Here is a 15,783-nt window from a genome sequence, read left to right as displayed (position 1 = left end):
TCAGCATCACCGACGGTTGAAGGTTTGAATATTTCGATTCAGTAACACCGAATCGATTGGCCACGATGTACTCGAAGACGATTCACCTAACCTGAATCACTCCCTAGGGGTGATGACGGCGTCGCCCGCGGACTGAGACGTAACGGTCTGTCTATTTGTCACAGCTGAACCTGTGACATAAAGTCCAGCGAGCGCAGTGTGACTTGGAAGAGGTCCGCTGCCGACCCGAACTTGTTCGGGCTGGCAGAAAAGCCTGTTCCCCGACGGAATCCGCCGGAGCCACTCCACCGAGTGAGTGCCGCAGACGAAGAGAGAGAGCAGTATCCATGCGTTTTGCCAGAAAGAGGCTGACCCAGCGCCTCAAGCACCGAGCGTTGGCCATCGGTGCCGCAGCACTTGTGCTACCCCTTGCTGCAGGAGTTGCCGGTAGTGCTGTCGCCTCTGCTGCGCCCGCGCACACTGCTCCCAGCCACACCGCCCCCTCCGGCGGATACGACGAGCTGTGGGTGCCCTCCTCGATGGGCAACATCAAGGTCCAGGTCCAGTGGGCCGCACGCGGCGGAAACGCTGCCCTCTACCTCCTCGACGGCCTGCGTGCGCGCAACGACGCCAACGCGTGGAGCTTCGAGACCAACGCGATGGACCAGTACCGCAACGACAACATCACCCTCGTGATGCCCGTCGGCGGCGAGTCCAGCTTCTACAGCGACTGGTATGCACCGTCGAACTTCAACGGCCAGCAGATCACGTACAAGTGGGAAACGTTCCTCACGCAGGAACTCCCCAACTTCCTCGCGAACTACGGCGTCTCGCCGAACAACAACGCGGTTCTCGGTCTCTCGATGGGTGGCAGCGCTGCTCTGACGCTGGCTGCTTACCACCGCGACCAGTTCAAGTTCGCCGGCTCGCTCTCGGGCTACCTGAACATCTCGGCTCCCGGCATGCGCGAGGCAATCCGCGTCGCAATGCTCGATGCCGGTCGCTTCAACGTCGACTCCATGTGGGGACCGCCGTGGAGCCCGTCCTGGCTGCGCAACGACCCGTTCGTCTTCGCACCGCGTCTGCAGGGCCTGTCGATGTACATCTCGTCGGCAAGCGGCCTGCCCGGTGAATACGACCACCCGCGCGCACCGATCGATTACTACAACACGGCTAACGGCATGGGCCTCGAAGCACTCGCCCTGGTCAACACCCGTGCATTCCAGATCCGCATGAACTCGCTGGGTATCCCGGCCACCTACAGCTTCCCGTCCAACGGCACGCACTCGTGGCCGTACTGGTCGGCAGAGCTGTGGAAGGCTCGCGGCCAGATCCTCGACACCATGAACGCTTGGTGATCGTGCGCCATCCCGTGACCTAGTCACTTCACCAGTGCCGTTCCGGACTCCCTCCAAGGGAAACCGGGACGGCACTTGTGTATTCAGGCGCTGCACGATCGCCTGAGGTCAGTAACAATTGCACCACCAGTAACAGCGCGGCTACCCCAAGCGGGGATCGTTTGCGTGTAGAAATAGTTTCAACGGGGGTCTGGCTGCTCAGGCGGCTACACGATCGACGCGCGGACCGAACGTAAGGAAAGAGAGTGAGCTCATGCGAGTAGGCCTTGCCACGGAGGACCGTCGCCGGTCCCGGGCAACCTTCCGGACAAAGGTCGTCGGCGCACTGGCAGCGATGCTGGTACTGCCGATCGCCGCGGGCTTGACGACGGCCGGAACCGCGGCAGCCGCGCCGGCACCTGCTCAGGCCGCACCGGCCGTGACCCAGAACCCCACCGGCGCAGCGGTCACGAAGGTCGACTGGCTCAGTGAGCGTCGCGTCGCGCTGTGGGTGAACTCTCCCGCGATGGGCACCCCGATTCAGGTGCAGATCCTCTTGGCTCGCGATTGGAACGTCAATCCGTCGGCCAGCTTCCCCTCGGTCTGGATGCTCGACGGTCTTCGCGCGACCGACAACGAGAACGCCTGGACCTACGAAACCGACGCCGAGTCCTTCTACGCGGACAAGAACGTCAACGTCATTCTTCCCGTCGGCGGTCAGTCCAGCTTCTACTCCGACTGGCTCGAGCCCGACAACGGCAAGAACTACCAGTGGGAGACGTTCCTGACCAAGGAACTGCCCCCGATCCTCGAAAAGGACTGGCGGACCACGCAGACGCGCGGAGTCGTCGGACTGTCGATGGGCGGCACGTCCGCGATGTTCCTCACGGCGCGCAACCCCGGCTTCTTCAAGTTCGCGGCTTCGCTGTCCGGCATCCTCACCACCACCTCGCTCGGCATGCCTCAGGCAATCCAGTTCGCGATGACCGACGCCGGTGGATACAACTCCGCCGCGATGTGGGGACCGCCGTCCAACGCACAGTGGGCTGCACACGATCCGTATGCGCTCGCCGAGAAGCTCAAGGGCGTCAGCCTGTACGTCTCGAGTGGTAGCGGTACGACCGGCCCGTACGACCAGCCGTCGGGAATTCCCGGCGTCAGCACCAACTACGCAGGTATGGGCCTCGAGATCCTCGCTCGCCTGACCTCGCAGACCTTCGCGACCAAGCTCAACCAGCTCGGCATCCCCGCGCAGGTCAATTACCGCCCGTCAGGAACCCACTCGTGGCCGTACTGGCAGTTCGAGCTTCATCAGCTGTGGCCGCAGTTGGCCAACGCCATCGGCGTCGAGGTCGAGAAGCCGGCTTGCGGCACGTCGGGTGAGATCGGTGCGACGGCTGCAGCCAACGGTTGGATCGGCGACTGCATCACCCCCGAGTACAGCGTCGCGGGTGGCCTGGCACAGGACTTCCGCAACGGTCGCATCTACTTCACCAGTGGAACGGGCGCCCAGCCTGTCGCCGGTCGTATCGCCGGCGCGTACATGAACACCGGAGCAGCGGCCGGCCCGCTCGGCTTCCCGCGTACTCCCGAACTCGGTACCCCCGACGGACGCGGACGCTTCAACCACTTCCAGAACGGCTCCATCTACTGGACCCCGCAGACCGGCGCTCACCCCGTCAGCGGCGACATTCTCGCCGAGTGGTCCGCACAGGGATGGGAAGGTGGCCCGCTCGGCTACCCGACTGCCGACGAGATCGCGACCCCCGGCAAGCCGGGCAAGGTTCAGGGATTCGAGATCGGCGCGATGTACAGCAGCGCCAACGGAACTCACGCGGTTCTCGGAATGATCATGGGCAAGTACGGCGAACTCGGTTGGGAAAACGGCTGGCTCGGATTCCCGAAGTCGAACGAGGTTCCCATCAAGGACAACGGACGCTTCACCGAGTTCGAGGGCGGCAACATCTACTGGAGCCCCGGCACCGGTGCATGGTCCGTCGAGAACGGCCCGCTCTTCGACGGCTGGAAGAGCGTCGGATACGAGGGCGGCCGCCTCGGATTCCCGATCAGTGACAAATTCGACATTCCCGGTGGTGTCCAGCAGAACTTCCAGTTCGGCTACATCACGGTGATCGGTGACAAGACAGAAGTTCACTAACTCACAGTGGTGCACGACGGGCGGGCCCGATCACGGATCGGTGCCCGCCCGCGTGCGTTGCGTAACCTGTTGATGGACTTTCGACTGAAGGCAAGGACGGACATTGATGTCGCTTTTCTCGGGTAACCGAAACACTTGTGCACGCGCGATCGCGGTCGGCGCCTTGGCGCTCGCCACGGGTGGTGCGCTTGTCGCGTGCGGTAGTGACGACTCCACTGCAACCTCCAATCCGGTCACCACGACGTCCGCTGCGGCTTCGTCCTCGAGCGGTTCGGCGTCTGCGTCCGCCTCTGCGACCACGACGGCGTCGGCTGCACCCACCAGTCCAGGAGCAGCAGCCACTGCGCCCCCGGAGCAGCCGCAGAGCATCGAAGGCTTCCCGGGCCCCACAGTCGTCGAGGTCAGTCCAGAGGCACAGAAGTTCCTCGACGGACTGAAGGCGAAGGGCATCACCCCAGCCGGTGACGGAAGCATCGCCGTCAACACGGCCAATTACATCTGCGCTGCCGGTCCTCAGACCGACGACGAGGTCCTGACCTTCGTGACTGCCTTCGTCGGCCAGGAAGCGTCGGCGGAAGGCAAGCAGATCACTCCCGAGCAGGCAGGTGCGAACGCTCAGATCTATATCGACGTCGCCAACACCACCTACTGCAAGTAGGCGCGGGTCATGGCGAGGTCTGGAAAGCGTCGTGGGTGCCTGATCCCGCTGCTGATCATTCTTGTGGTCGCAGCGGTCGTGATCGGCGGTTGGTACATCCTGGCCGGGCGGGTGCCTTCGCCGACTCCGATCCCGCCGAGTCCGGAGCCACCGGTCTCTCAGCCGGCCAGTTGCCCCGATGTCCAGGTAGTAGCCATACCGGGTACGTGGGAGTCGAGTGCTACCGACGACCCGTACAACCCGACGGCCAATCCGGCGTCGTTGATGCTGAACGTGACCCGTCCTCTTCAGGAGAAGTTCGATAGTTCGAGGGCCGACGTCTACACCGTTCCTTACGTCGCACAGTTTTCGAATCCGGTTGCGATCCCGCCGGACGGACAGCAGTCCTACAACAACAGCCGGGCTGCGGGAACTGCTGCCACTAACGACTTTCTGATGAAGCGGCACGCCGAGTGCCCGCTCACGAGCTACGTCCTGACCGGATTTTCCCAGGGCGCGGTGATCGCGGGTGACGTCGCCGCGAGTATCGGCGACGGTACCGGCGCGGTGCCTGCCGATCTGGTTCTGGGCGTGGGCTTGATTGCCGACGGTCGGCGCGATCCGGCGTTCGGGAACACGGTTGGCCCGAGCGTTGCCGGTGTCGGCGCCGAGCTGTCGCTGAACGGGCTGAAGCTTCCCGGTCTCACGATGACCGGCCCGAGGCCAGGCGGATTCGGCGACCTCAACGACCGGACTTATCAGATCTGCGCGCCGAGCGACGGTATCTGCGACGCTCCGGCCGCCGCTCTCAATCCGACCAACTGGTTGAGTTCGGCGCCGCGGCTTCTCGAGTACTACAACAACCCTGTGCACGCGATGTACAACTCCTTCCAAGTCGATCCGAACGGCACGACGGCCACCCAATGGATGGCACAGTGGGCTGCGGAGAAGATCGACGCCGCACCGACACCGCCCCACAGTTGAGTCACCGCCGCACTGTTGATTCGTCACAATCGGGCGTCTCGGGAGTTCGCTCGCGGGTAATCTGCTCGTTTGGTCCCGGTAGAGTGCTGCACGGTCCGGGGGCGTCCTCTACAGTGCTGTCACGTAAGTGACTGGCGAGTAGGTTCGATTTGTCCGGTTTCGAAGTCCGAGTACGACGTACGTGTCCATCACAGGAGAATCGCTATATGAGTTCCACCCACGGCAGCGATGCCCTACGCAAATTCCGGTTTGCGGCCGGTGGCGAGGGCAACGCCGAAGAGGGTGGTGCGCGACGTTTCATCAAGCTTGCGCAGAAGGCCGAGGAACTCGGCTACGACTCGTTCATGATTCCGGACCACCTGGGTAATCAGGTCGGACCGATCGCCGCTCTGGGAGCGCTCGCAGTGGCCACGGACAAGATCCGTCTGGGCACTGCCGTGTTGGCCAACGGCTTCCGTCATCCTGCTGTGCTCGCGAAGGACGCGGCGACTATCGACGTGCTGTCCGGTGGTCGACTCGAACTCGGTATCGGCGCAGGCTGGATGAAGGAAGAGTTCGACAAGGGCGGCATCGCATACGAAAGCCCAGGCGTTCGCATCGAGAAACTCGAGGAGTCTCTGCAGATTCTCGACACACTGCTGCGCGGGCAGGAATGCACTTTCGAAGGCAAGCACTATCAGGTGCGTGGCCTCAAGGGCAGCCCGCGACCGCGGCAGGGCCCGCGGCCACCGATCATCGTCGGTGGCGGTGGACCGAAGATGCTCGCTCTCGCCGCGAAGTACGCGGACATCATCTCGGTCGCCACACCGACCAACCGTGACGGGCGGCTTCTGCTCTCCGGAATCACGATGGAAAAGACCATCGAACGTGTCGAGCGGATCCGCGAAGCTGCCGGCGAGCGTTTCGATGAGATCGAACTCAACTGGACCATCACCATGATCATGATCACCGACGATCGAGAGCAGGCTGCCGAGATGGCAATCGCCGCTCTGGACCAAGGTTTTCCGCCGAACATCGAAGTGGATCGTAAGCTGAGCGTGGAGGAGTTGCTGAACTCTCCATACCTGGCTGTGGGCACTTTCGAGGAAATCGCAGACCAGATTCGACTGGTCCGTGAGAAGACGTCGATGTCGTACGTCGGGGTCTTCCCGACGCAGATGGAAGCGTTCGCCCCGATCATCCCGTTACTGGCGGGCGAGTAGGCCGGAGAATACGGACGATGCGAATCTGTAACATATCGATGGTTTGGGATCGATGAAGTGATTCAGGTGAGTTGCGCACAAAGTGCGATTCGATTGATCGAAGATGGACCCGAGAGAGCGAAGGAAGTCTGGGGCGCAGGCATGAAAGACAGTGCTTGTGTGATCGCTTCGGAGGAGATGGAATGAACGCGCTGTTCGATGGCTTTCTCGACGAGAAGGGCCAGATCCGCCTGCAACCAGGCTTCACGCTGGTCGACTACGTCGAGCAACACTCGCGTGTCAACGCGGACGAGCTCGCGTATCGGTACATCGATTACTCACGCGAACGTGACGGTGAAGCCCTGGAGCTGACCTGGGAGCAGTTCGGTGTGCGTCTGCGCGCTGTTGCGGCCCGTCTGCAGCAGGTCACCAAGCGTGGCGACCGTGTCGCGATTCTTGCGCCGCAGGGGCTCGACTACGTCATTTCGTTCTTTGCCGCCATTCAGGCAGGTTCCATCGCGGTGCCGCTCTTCGATCCGGACGAGCCCGGCCACACCGACCGTCTTCACGCTGTTCTCGGTGACTGCAAGCCGACTGCGATTCTGACTGCCGCATCGTCGGCAGCCGGTGTTCGTCAGTTGTTCCGCTCGCTTCCCGCTGCCGAGCGTCCGCGCATCATCGCCGTCGACGCGATTCCCGACACCGTCGGTGAAACGTGGGTTCGTCCCGACATCGAGCTCGACGACATCGCGTACCTGCAGTACACCTCCGGTTCGACCCGAGTTCCCGCCGGCGTGGAGATCACCCACCGCGCTGTCGGAACGAACGCGCTGCAGATGGTCGACTCCATCGAACTCAACGAGGACTCACGCGGCGTCACGTGGCTGCCGCTGTTCCACGACATGGGCCTGCTGACGGTCATCCTGCCTGCTCTGGGCGGCAAGTACATCACCATCATGAGCCCGCGCGCTTTCGTGCAGCGGCCGTACCGGTGGATCAAGGAACTGGCTGCGGTTTCCGACGGCGCAGGCACCTTTGCCGCCGCTCCCAACTTCGCTTTCGAGCACGCTGCCGCGCGCGGCCTGCCGAAGGACGGCGAGACCCTGGACCTGAGCAACGTCATCGGCCTGATCAACGGCAGTGAGCCGGTCACGACGTCGTCGATGCGCAAGTTCAACGACGCTTTTGCTCAGTACGGTCTGCCCAAGACTGCGATCAAGCCGTCGTACGGCATGGCCGAAGCGACGCTCTTCGTCTCCTCGACCAAGCACTCCGACGAGGCCAAGGTCATCTACGTCGACCGCACGGAACTCAACAAGGGCCGCATGGTCATCGTCGACCAGTACTCCGAGAACGCCATCGCACAGGTCTCCTGTGGGTACGTCTCGCGCAGTCAGTGGGCGGCGATCGTCGATCCCGAAACTCTGACCGAGGTCCCCGACAATCACGTCGGCGAGATCTGGTTGCACGGCGAGAACATCGGCATCGGCTACTGGGGTCGCCCCGACGAGACGGCGGAGACCTTCCACAACAAGCTGGACAATCGGTTGAGCGAAGACAGCCACACCGAGGGCACGCCGGCGGATGCCAACTGGATGCGTACCGGCGACTTCGGCGTCTACGTCGACGGCGAGCTGTACATCACCGGCCGCGTCAAGGACCTCGTGATCGTCGACGGTCGCAATCATTACCCGCAGGACCTCGAGGCTTCGGCTCAGGAAGCCAGCCCCGCCCTGCGCCCCGGCTTCATCGCTGCGTTTGCCGTCCCGGCCAACCAGCTGCCTTCTGTCGTGTTCTCCAACACGCACTCGGGTCTGAAGTTCGACGACGACGATTCCTCGGAGCAGTTGGTCATCGTGGCCGAGCGTGCTCCCGGCGCAGGCAAGGCCGATCCGCAGCCGATCGCGGACACCGTGCGTGCGGCGATTTCTTCCCGTCACGGTGTTACGGCCCGAGACATCCTGCTCGTCCCCGCGGGTTCGATTCCGCGTACGTCCAGCGGCAAGATCGCTCGCCGCGCGTGTAAGGCGAGTTATATCGAGGGAACGTTGCGAGGCGGCTATCAGCAGACCGCATTCCCCGATAGCGTTTGAGGAGCAGTCCCTTCATGATCGGTGGCTTGGTGAGTTGATGGTTGAACAAGATGGTGTGCAGAGCAAAGACGTTGTGAGCGAGATGAGTGTCGCGCAGTTGCGTGAGTGGCTTCGCAACTGGATCGCCGACGCGACCGGTCAGCCGGTGTCGACGATTGTGGACGACCGGCCGCTGGACGAGTTCGGACTCGCCTCGCGGGACGCAGTTGCTCTGAGCGGAGACATCGAGGATCTGCTCGGTGTCACGCTGACCGCCACGATCGTCTACCAACACCCCACCATCGCCTCGCTGGCTACTCGGATCATCGAAGGTGAGCCCGAGGCGCCGGAGGAGACCGTCGACGCGTCGTACTACGTCTCAGGCGCCACGACGGACGCCCACGACATCGCCATCGTCGGACTGTCCACACGATTCCCCGGTGCCGGGCACACGCCTTCGGACATGTGGGAAATGCTGGCGGCCGGACGCGACGGCATCAGCGACCTCCCCGAGGACCGCTGGGCCGAGTTCATGTCGGATCCAGCCATCAGGGCCGCGGTCGAGAACGCCAACACCAAGGGCGGGTACCTCGACGACGTCAAGGGCTTCGACGCCGAGTTCTTCGCGATGTCTCCGCTCGAGGTCGTCAACGTCGATCCGCAACAGCGCCTCGCCCTGGAACTCGCGTGGGAAGCGCTCGAGCACGCGCGCATTCCGGCCAGCGGGCTCAAGGGCAAGCAGGTCGGTGTTTTCATCGGCAGTTCCGCCAACGATTACCAGTTGCTCGCGGTCAGTGATCCGACGACGGCGCACCCGTACGCACTGACCGGAACGTCGACGGCCATCGTCGCGAACCGGGTTTCGTACTTCTTCGACTTCCGTGGACCGTCCATCGCTCTGGACACCGCGTGCTCGTCTTCGCTGGTTGCCGTTCACGAGGCTGTGCGTTCGCTGCGCAGTGGTGATTCCAACATCGCGCTGGCCGGTGGCGTCAACATGCTGCTGGCCCCTCCCGGAACCCTCGGTTTCGATCAGACCGGGATGCTCGCTCCCGACGGAAAACTGCGTGCATTTTCCGCACACGCTCAGGGCATCGTTCGCAGTGAGGGTGGCGGACTCGTCGTGCTCAAGCGTCTCGAAGACGCCGAGCGTGACGGCGATTCCATCCTCGCGGTGATCGCCGGATCCGCGGTCAACCAGGACGGTCGTTCCAACGGTCTGCTCGCGCCCAACCCTGACGCCCAGGCCGACGTGTTGCGTTTCGCGTACCGCGACGCCGGCATCGTGCCGACCACAGTCGACTACATCGAGGCGCACGGAACGGGTACCGATCTCGGTGATCCCATCGAGGCCGACGCGCTCAGCCGTGTCGTCGGTCGTGGCCGTGACGACGACAAGCCGGCTCTGCTCGGTAGTGCGAAGACCAACTTCGGGCACCTGGAAGCAGCTGCGGGCGCCGCCGGCCTGATCAAGGTCGTTCTGGCGATGCAGGAAAACAAGATTCCCGCGACGATCAACTACCTGGGCCCGAACCCGCACATCGACTTCGAGAAGGCGCACCTGCAGGTGACGCCCGAGGCCACCGACTGGCCGCGCTACACCGGCAAGGCTGTCGCCGGCGTTTCCGGTTTCGGTTTCGGCGGAACCAACGCGCACGTCGTGGTCAAGGAATACGTGCCTGCCGAGACGGTAGTGGATGCCCCTGTCGCCGATGCACCTGTGGAAGACGAGAGCACCGTTGTGCTGGCTGTGTCCGGTGCGCTGGCTTCGCGTCGTCGCCGCGCAGCTGCAGATCTGGCCGACTGGCTCGAAACCGAAGAGGGAAGCAAGACGCCCCTCGCCGATGTCGCCCGCACACTCGCGCGTCGCAACCACGGCCGCTCGCGGGCCGCTGTTCTGGCGAAGACGCGGTCCGAGGCCATCAGCTCGCTGCGCGCCGTCGCCGCAGGCAAGCCGGCTCAAGGAGTCTTCTCGGCCGACTCGCCGTCGCCCAAGGGCGCGGTGTGGGTGTTCTCGGGCTTCGGCTCGCAGCACCGCAAGATGGCCAAGCAGCTCTACACGGAGAACGCGGCTTTCAAGGCAGCCGTCGACGAGGTCGATGCGCTGATCCAGGACGAGGCCGGCTACTCGATGGTCGAGATGTTCCTCGACGATGCGATCGAGTACAACGTCGAGACCGCACAGGTGGGAATCTTCACCATCCAGGTCGGTCTGGCCGCATTGCTGCGTCACCACGGCGCTGAGGCCGAAGCCGTGGTTCCGCACTCGATGGGTGAGGCCGCTGCCGCATACGTGTCCGGTGGTCTGAACTTGGAAGACGCTGTGCGCGTGATCTGTTCACGTTCACGGCTGATGGGTGAGGCCGAGGGCGCACTCGTCGGTGACGACATCCGTCTGATGGCACTGCTCGAGTACAGCGCATCCGAGATCGAGGCGTTGCTGCCCACGTACCCCAAGCTCGAGGTCTGCGTTTACGCAGCTCCGACACACACGGTGATCGGTGGACCGCAGCCGGACATCGAGGCGATCGTCGCGGCCGCCGAGGCCGACGGCAAGATGGCGCGTGTCCTGCAGACCAAGGGTGCCAGCCACACCTCGCAGGTCGATCCGTTGCTCGGCGAGCTTGCCGCGGAGTTGGCCGGTATCGAGCCGACCACGTTGAAGCTCGGCGTCTACTCGTCCGTCGACAAGGACACTTTCTACCGTCCCGGTCACGAGCCGATCCATCAAGAGGCGTACTGGGTCAAGGGTCTTCGCCACAGCGTGTACTTCACCAATGCGGTACGCGGTGCAGTTGCCCACGGCCACACCACTTTTGTCGAGCTTGCACCCAACCCGGTGACGCTGATGTCGGTGGCGGCTACCGCGTTCGATTCGGGCCTGCACGACATGGAACTCATCCAGACGCTCAAGCGTAAGGAAGACGAGTCCGCGGGTGTGCTTGCCGCTCTCGCGCAGCTGTACGTGCACGGCCATGCCGTGAACCTCGAGTCCTTGCTTCCTGCAGGCGATTTCGCCTCGGTTCCGCGTACTGCATTCCTGCGTAAGCCGTACTGGCTCGACATTCGCGTCAGTGCCGGCGGTTCGGCTCGCGTACCCGGTTCGCACGTCGCTCTGCCCGACGGCCGCCACGTGTGGGAGGTCGACGCATCCGCCGTCACCGATCTGGCTGTGCTCGTGAGCGCTGCTGCCGGACAGGTGCTCTCGGATGTCGCTCTCACCGCTGCCGTTCCGCACGGTGAGCTGGCCGGCGCTGCGACCCTGACGACAACCCTCAACCCGCATCCGGGTGGAGCGTCGGTGCAGGTGCATGCTCGTGAGGGCGCTACGTTCCGTTTGCTGTTCGACGCCGTCGTCACGTCCGGTGAGCCGCTGCCCGAGCTGGTCGTCAGCGCGCCGGTCAAGACCAGCGCGCCGATGGAAACGCTGGCCGAGGTCGTCGAAGACGCCGGAGACAAGTGGGATCCGAACGGTTCGCAGAGCCTCGACGATCGCCTCAAGATCGTTGTGGCCGAGTCGATGGGGTACTCGCCGGAAGATCTTCCGGCCGAGGTTCCGCTCATCGAACTGGGTCTCGATTCGCTCATGGCGATGCGTATCAAGAACCGCGTCGAGTACGAGTTCGACATTCCGCAGCTCCAGCTCCAGGCAGTCAAGGACGCGAGCCTCAACGAGGTCAACAAGTACCTGCGCTACGCGATCGACAATCGCGAAGAGGTTCAGGCGATGGCCGACAAGCAGGCTGCCGAGAAGTTGGCGGCCGATGCTGCTGACGACGAGGACGCTGCTCCCGCTGAGGAGTCGGTGGAACTGCCGGCGACTGCTCCGGTTGCTGCTGCGCCTTCCGATCCTTCTCGAGCCGGAACTGCCGACGATGCCGGCTCCGATGTTCCGCCGCGAGATGCGGCCGAGCGCTTGACGTTTGCGACGTGGGCCGTCGTCACCGGGAAGTCCGCCAAGGGTATTTTCAACGATCTGCCGATCGTCGGTGACGAGGTCGCCGAGAAGCTTGCTGCTCGGCTTTCCGAGCGTGCGGGCGGCGAGATCACTCTCGACGACGTTCTCGATTCCACCACCATCGAAGAGCTCGCGGACGTCGTGCGCCAGTACCTCGAGGACGACGGCAAGATCGACGGACTCGTACGCACTCTGCGTGCCCGTCCCGAAGGTTCCACTGCCGTACCGGTATGCGTCTTCCATGCTGCCGGTGGTTCGACGGTGACGTACGAGCCTTTGCTCAAGCGCCTGCCCGCCGGCACGCCGATGTACGGGTTCGAGCGGGTCGAGGGCTCGATCGAAACCCGTGCTGCTGCTTACGTTCCGCTGCTGCGTGAGATCCAGGGCGACGGACCGTACGTGCTGTGCGGCTGGTCGTTCGGCGGCGTGATGTCGTATGCGGTCGCGAAGTTGCTGCGTGAGCAGGGCGCCGACGTGCGTGTGGTCGGACTGCTCGACACCGTCATGGCCGGCGAGGTCGTGCCGGACACCGAGGCGGAACGACGCAAGCGTTGGGAGCGCTACGGCAAGTTCGCCAAGCGCACCTACAACCTGGATGTTCCGCTGCCGCTTGACGTTCTGGCCTCCACCGAAGCGGACGAGGATCAGATCCAGATCTTGATGGACATGATCAAGATGAGCGGCGCCAAGATTCCCGGCGGCATCATCGAGCATCAGCGGACGTCGTGGTTGGACAACCGCGCCATCCAGACGGCCGAGTTCAGCAGCTACGACGGCGACGTCGTGCTCTACATGGCCGACAAGTACCACGACGAGTTGATGACGCTCGAGCCTGCATTCAAGACCCGCAAGGCAGATGGTGGTTGGGGTGACTACGTGAAGAACCTCGAGGTCGTCTACATCGGCGGGGACCACCTGCAGATCGTCGACGAGCCGTACATCGCGAAGGTTGCGGCAGACCTCACCACCAAGCTGGCCCAGATCGAGACAGCTCAGACCAAAGCAGCGGAAACCGGAGTTCAGAAGTGACGACAACCACCGCGGAGAAGCTCGCTGAACTCCGCGAAAAGTTGGAGAAGGCAAAGGAACCCGGCTCGGCTCGGGCCATTGCGAAGCGCGATGCAGCAGGGCACAGTACGCCGCGCCAGCGCATCGACATGTTGCTCGATCCCGGTAGCTTCGTCGAGGTCGGCGCCCTGGTGAAGATGGCGGGCGAGGACAACCCGTACAGCGACGGCGTCATGACCGGTCACGGAACTGTCGACGGGCGTCCGGTTGCCGTGTTCGCGCACGATCAGACTGTGTTCGGCGGTGCCGCCGGAGAGATGTTCGGCCGTAAGGTCGCCGCCGTCAACGATTTTGCACTGAAGGTGGGCTGCCCGGTCGTCGGTATCAACGATTCCGGTGGAGCTCGAATCCAAGATGCCGTTTCCTCATTGGCCTGGTACGCCAACATGGGTTCACGTCAGGAGCCCTTGTCCGGCGTCTGCCCGCAGATCTCGGTCATCCTCGGTAAGTGCGCCGGCGGTGCCGTGTACGCACCGATCAACACCGACGTCGTGGTCGCGACCGAAGAGTCGTACATGTTCGTCACCGGACCCGACGTCATCAAGTCGGTCACCGGCGAAGAGGTCAGTCTCGAGGATCTGGGCGGGGCGCGCAAGCAGGCGGAGTACGGAAACATCCATCACGTCGCTCCCGACGAGAAGGCTGCATTCGACTGGGTGCGTGAGTACCTGAGCTTCATGCCGTCCTCGTGCACGGAGAAGGCGCCGTTGATCAACCCGGGTCTCGAACCCGAGATCACCGAGTCGGATCTCGAACTCAACGCCTTCATGCCGGATGCCGACAATGCCGGCTACGACATGCACGACATCATTCTGCGGATCTTCGACGACGGAACCTTCCATGAAATCGGAGCCCAGGTCGCGCACAACGTGATAACCGGGTTCTCCCGCGTCGACGGCCTGCCCGTCGGTGTCGTGGCCAACCAGCCCACGTACCTCAGTGGCGCCCTCGATGCGGACAGCTCCGACAAGGCTGCCCATTTTGTGCGCCTGTGCGACGCTTTCAGCATCCCGCTCGTTTTTGTCGTCGACACACCAGGCTTTCTTCCCGGCGTCGATCAGGAAAAGGTCGGTGTCATCAAGCGTGGCGGGCGTTTCCTGTTCGCGTACATCGAAGCCACTGTCCCGAAGGTGACTGTGGTGGTTCGTAAGGCGTACGGCGGCGGTTATGCCGTCATGGGTTGCAAGCAGCTCGGTGCCGACATCAACCTCGCGTGGCCGACCGCTCGTATCGCCGTGATGGGTGCCGAGGGTGCCGTCAACATCATGGGACGTCGTCAGCTCGCCGAGGCGGGAGAGAACGCACCCGCGGTGCGTGCTCAGTTGATCAACTTCTACAACGAGTTCGTCGCGACGCCGTACATCGCGGCTGAGCGCGGATACATCGACGCGGTGATCGAGCCTTCGCAGACGCGTCTCGAAATCCGCAAGGCTCTGAAGTTGCTCAAGGACAAGACGATCTTCAAGAACCCGCGCAAGCACAACTTGATGCCGCTTTAGTACCTGAGGGGTACGGCCTCGAGGGTTCGGTCGGGGGTTGGCTCAATAGATAAGGTTGAGTTCTACCCCCGAATCAGGATTGTCCGATTCGGCACGTATCCCGTGACCGGCCGAGCGAACGAGGATCTGGGTGCGGTCGGCTCGGAACAGGTCGTTCGAACATTCGATGATTGCGCCGGCCGCGTCCCGCGCGGTTCGCTGAATCGAAATGAGTGGCGCGTCGGTGTGAACGGAAAGCAATCGAGCCTCTTCCGGTGTCGCCGAGGCTACTTCGAGTCTTTCCTCGCTGCTCACGACCTCGACTTCGTACTCACTTCGTAGAAGCTCGTAGACGGAGCCACCCAATGGCCGCTCCAGTAGCCCGGGGAAGCGTTGAGCGGGGAGCCATGCCTGCTCTATCGACAATGGAGTTCCGTCGGCAAATCGCAATCGGAGGATGCTGAACGCCAGTGAGCTTTCGTCGTCGAGGCCGAGTCGGATTCGAATCGACTGTTCAGGGTTTTGTAGGACAGCCGACAGCACCTGTGAACCGGATGTCATCCCCTGTCTAGCGAGATAGGACGGCAACCCGTCGACTCGATCAAGGTCGCGCTCGAATTTCCGCTGCGCGATGAAGGTGCCTCCCGCCCGACCTGGTATGCGATGCGTGATTCCTGCCTGGCACAGACCTGTCAGAACGCCCCGCAATGTGGATCGGCTCACTTGGAAGTGCTCGGCCAGTTCTCGCTCGCTCGGGAGACGATCCCCGGGTTTGAGAATCCCGGAACTAATGTCGCTCAGTATCTTTCGGCGAACCTGCTCGGCTACCGGCCCGCCCATACCAGTCGTCATCGGAATCGCCTCCCGCCCCGGCGCCGGAGTGCGGCACGTCCATCACCCATTCGCCAATCCCGCACACTGCTGGAGCCGC

General features: G+C 63.2%; 9 protein-coding genes. 8 read left to right on the top strand and 1 reads right to left on the bottom strand.

From position 1 onward, the window contains the following. Nucleotides 1-326: 326 nt before the first annotated feature. The 8 genes from H7C86_RS18495 (at nt 327) to H7C86_RS18460 (ending at nt 14,873) form a co-directional block, all read left to right on the top strand. Nucleotides 327-1,337 carry an alpha/beta hydrolase family protein gene (locus H7C86_RS18495; protein WP_020905770.1) on the top strand — a complete coding sequence of 337 codons (1,011 nt, stop codon included), beginning with the start codon at nt 327-329 and terminating at the stop codon, nt 1,335-1,337. A gap of 253 nt (nt 1,338-1,590) precedes the next feature. Then, complete coding sequence (locus tag H7C86_RS18490; protein WP_020905771.1) at nt 1,591-3,474, top strand: alpha/beta hydrolase-fold protein; 1,884 nt, start codon at nt 1,591-1,593, stop codon at nt 3,472-3,474. Nucleotides 3,475-3,580: 106 nt separating this feature from the next. After that, entirely contained in the window at nt 3,581-4,132 is a 552-nt protein-coding gene (locus H7C86_RS18485; protein ID WP_019746408.1) for a DUF732 domain-containing protein, read from the top strand. 9 nt (nt 4,133-4,141) lie between these two features. Continuing rightward, on the top strand, nt 4,142-5,095 hold the full coding sequence (locus H7C86_RS18480) for a cutinase family protein (RefSeq protein ID WP_019746409.1): 954 nt from the start codon (nt 4,142-4,144) through the stop codon (nt 5,093-5,095). A gap of 206 nt (nt 5,096-5,301) precedes the next feature. Then, complete coding sequence (locus H7C86_RS18475; RefSeq protein WP_020968111.1) at nt 5,302-6,297, top strand: LLM class F420-dependent oxidoreductase; 996 nt, start codon at nt 5,302-5,304, stop codon at nt 6,295-6,297. A gap of 182 nt (nt 6,298-6,479) precedes the next feature. Continuing rightward, a complete protein-coding gene (gene fadD32 / locus H7C86_RS18470; RefSeq protein WP_003943899.1) occupies nt 6,480-8,369 on the top strand; it encodes a long-chain-fatty-acid--AMP ligase FadD32 in 1,890 nt (629 codons plus the stop codon). Between the two features lie 37 nt (nt 8,370-8,406). Further along, the gene (gene pks13 / locus H7C86_RS18465) at nt 8,407-13,335 is read left to right on the top strand and encodes a polyketide synthase Pks13 (RefSeq protein WP_182261982.1); all 4,929 of its coding nucleotides are present in this window, start codon (nt 8,407-8,409) and stop codon (nt 13,333-13,335) included. Further along, nucleotides 13,332-14,873 carry an acyl-CoA carboxylase subunit beta gene (locus tag H7C86_RS18460; RefSeq protein WP_019746413.1) on the top strand — a complete coding sequence of 514 codons (1,542 nt, stop codon included), beginning with the start codon at nt 13,332-13,334 and terminating at the stop codon, nt 14,871-14,873. Before pks13 ends, H7C86_RS18460 begins: the two co-directional genes overlap by 4 nt. Before the next feature lie 42 nt (nt 14,874-14,915). Here the strand turns inward: H7C86_RS18460 and H7C86_RS18455 are convergent, their stop codons facing one another. Next, nucleotides 14,916-15,704, bottom strand: coding sequence for a GntR family transcriptional regulator (locus H7C86_RS18455; RefSeq protein WP_134998596.1), 789 nt, complete (start codon nt 15,702-15,704; stop codon nt 14,916-14,918). Between the last annotated feature and the right edge of the window lie 79 nt (nt 15,705-15,783).

The sequence above is a fragment of the Rhodococcus sp. UFZ-B548 genome (assembly GCF_903819475.1).
Taxonomy (GTDB): Bacteria; Actinomycetota; Actinomycetes; order Mycobacteriales; family Mycobacteriaceae; genus Rhodococcus_F; species Rhodococcus_F erythropolis.
This window is presented reverse-complemented; position numbering and strand designations above follow the sequence as displayed.

Bases quoted from the DNA above. Each gene is read 5' to 3' on its own strand.
- H7C86_RS18455 (WP_134998596.1), bottom strand. From the start codon at position 15,704: ATGACGACTGGTATGGGCGGGCCGGTAGCCGAGCAGGTTCGCCGAAAG.
- fadD32 (WP_003943899.1), top strand. From the start codon at position 6,480: ATGAACGCGCTGTTCGATGGCTTTCTCGACGAGAAGGGCCAGATCCGC.
- H7C86_RS18490 (WP_020905771.1), top strand. From the start codon at position 1,591: ATGCGAGTAGGCCTTGCCACGGAGGACCGTCGCCGGTCCCGGGCAACC.
- H7C86_RS18495 (WP_020905770.1), top strand. From the start codon at position 327: ATGCGTTTTGCCAGAAAGAGGCTGACCCAGCGCCTCAAGCACCGAGCG.
- H7C86_RS18485 (WP_019746408.1), top strand. From the start codon at position 3,581: ATGTCGCTTTTCTCGGGTAACCGAAACACTTGTGCACGCGCGATCGCG.
- pks13 (WP_182261982.1), top strand. From the start codon at position 8,407: ATGGTTGAACAAGATGGTGTGCAGAGCAAAGACGTTGTGAGCGAGATG.
- H7C86_RS18480 (WP_019746409.1), top strand. From the start codon at position 4,142: ATGGCGAGGTCTGGAAAGCGTCGTGGGTGCCTGATCCCGCTGCTGATC.
- H7C86_RS18475 (WP_020968111.1), top strand. From the start codon at position 5,302: ATGAGTTCCACCCACGGCAGCGATGCCCTACGCAAATTCCGGTTTGCG.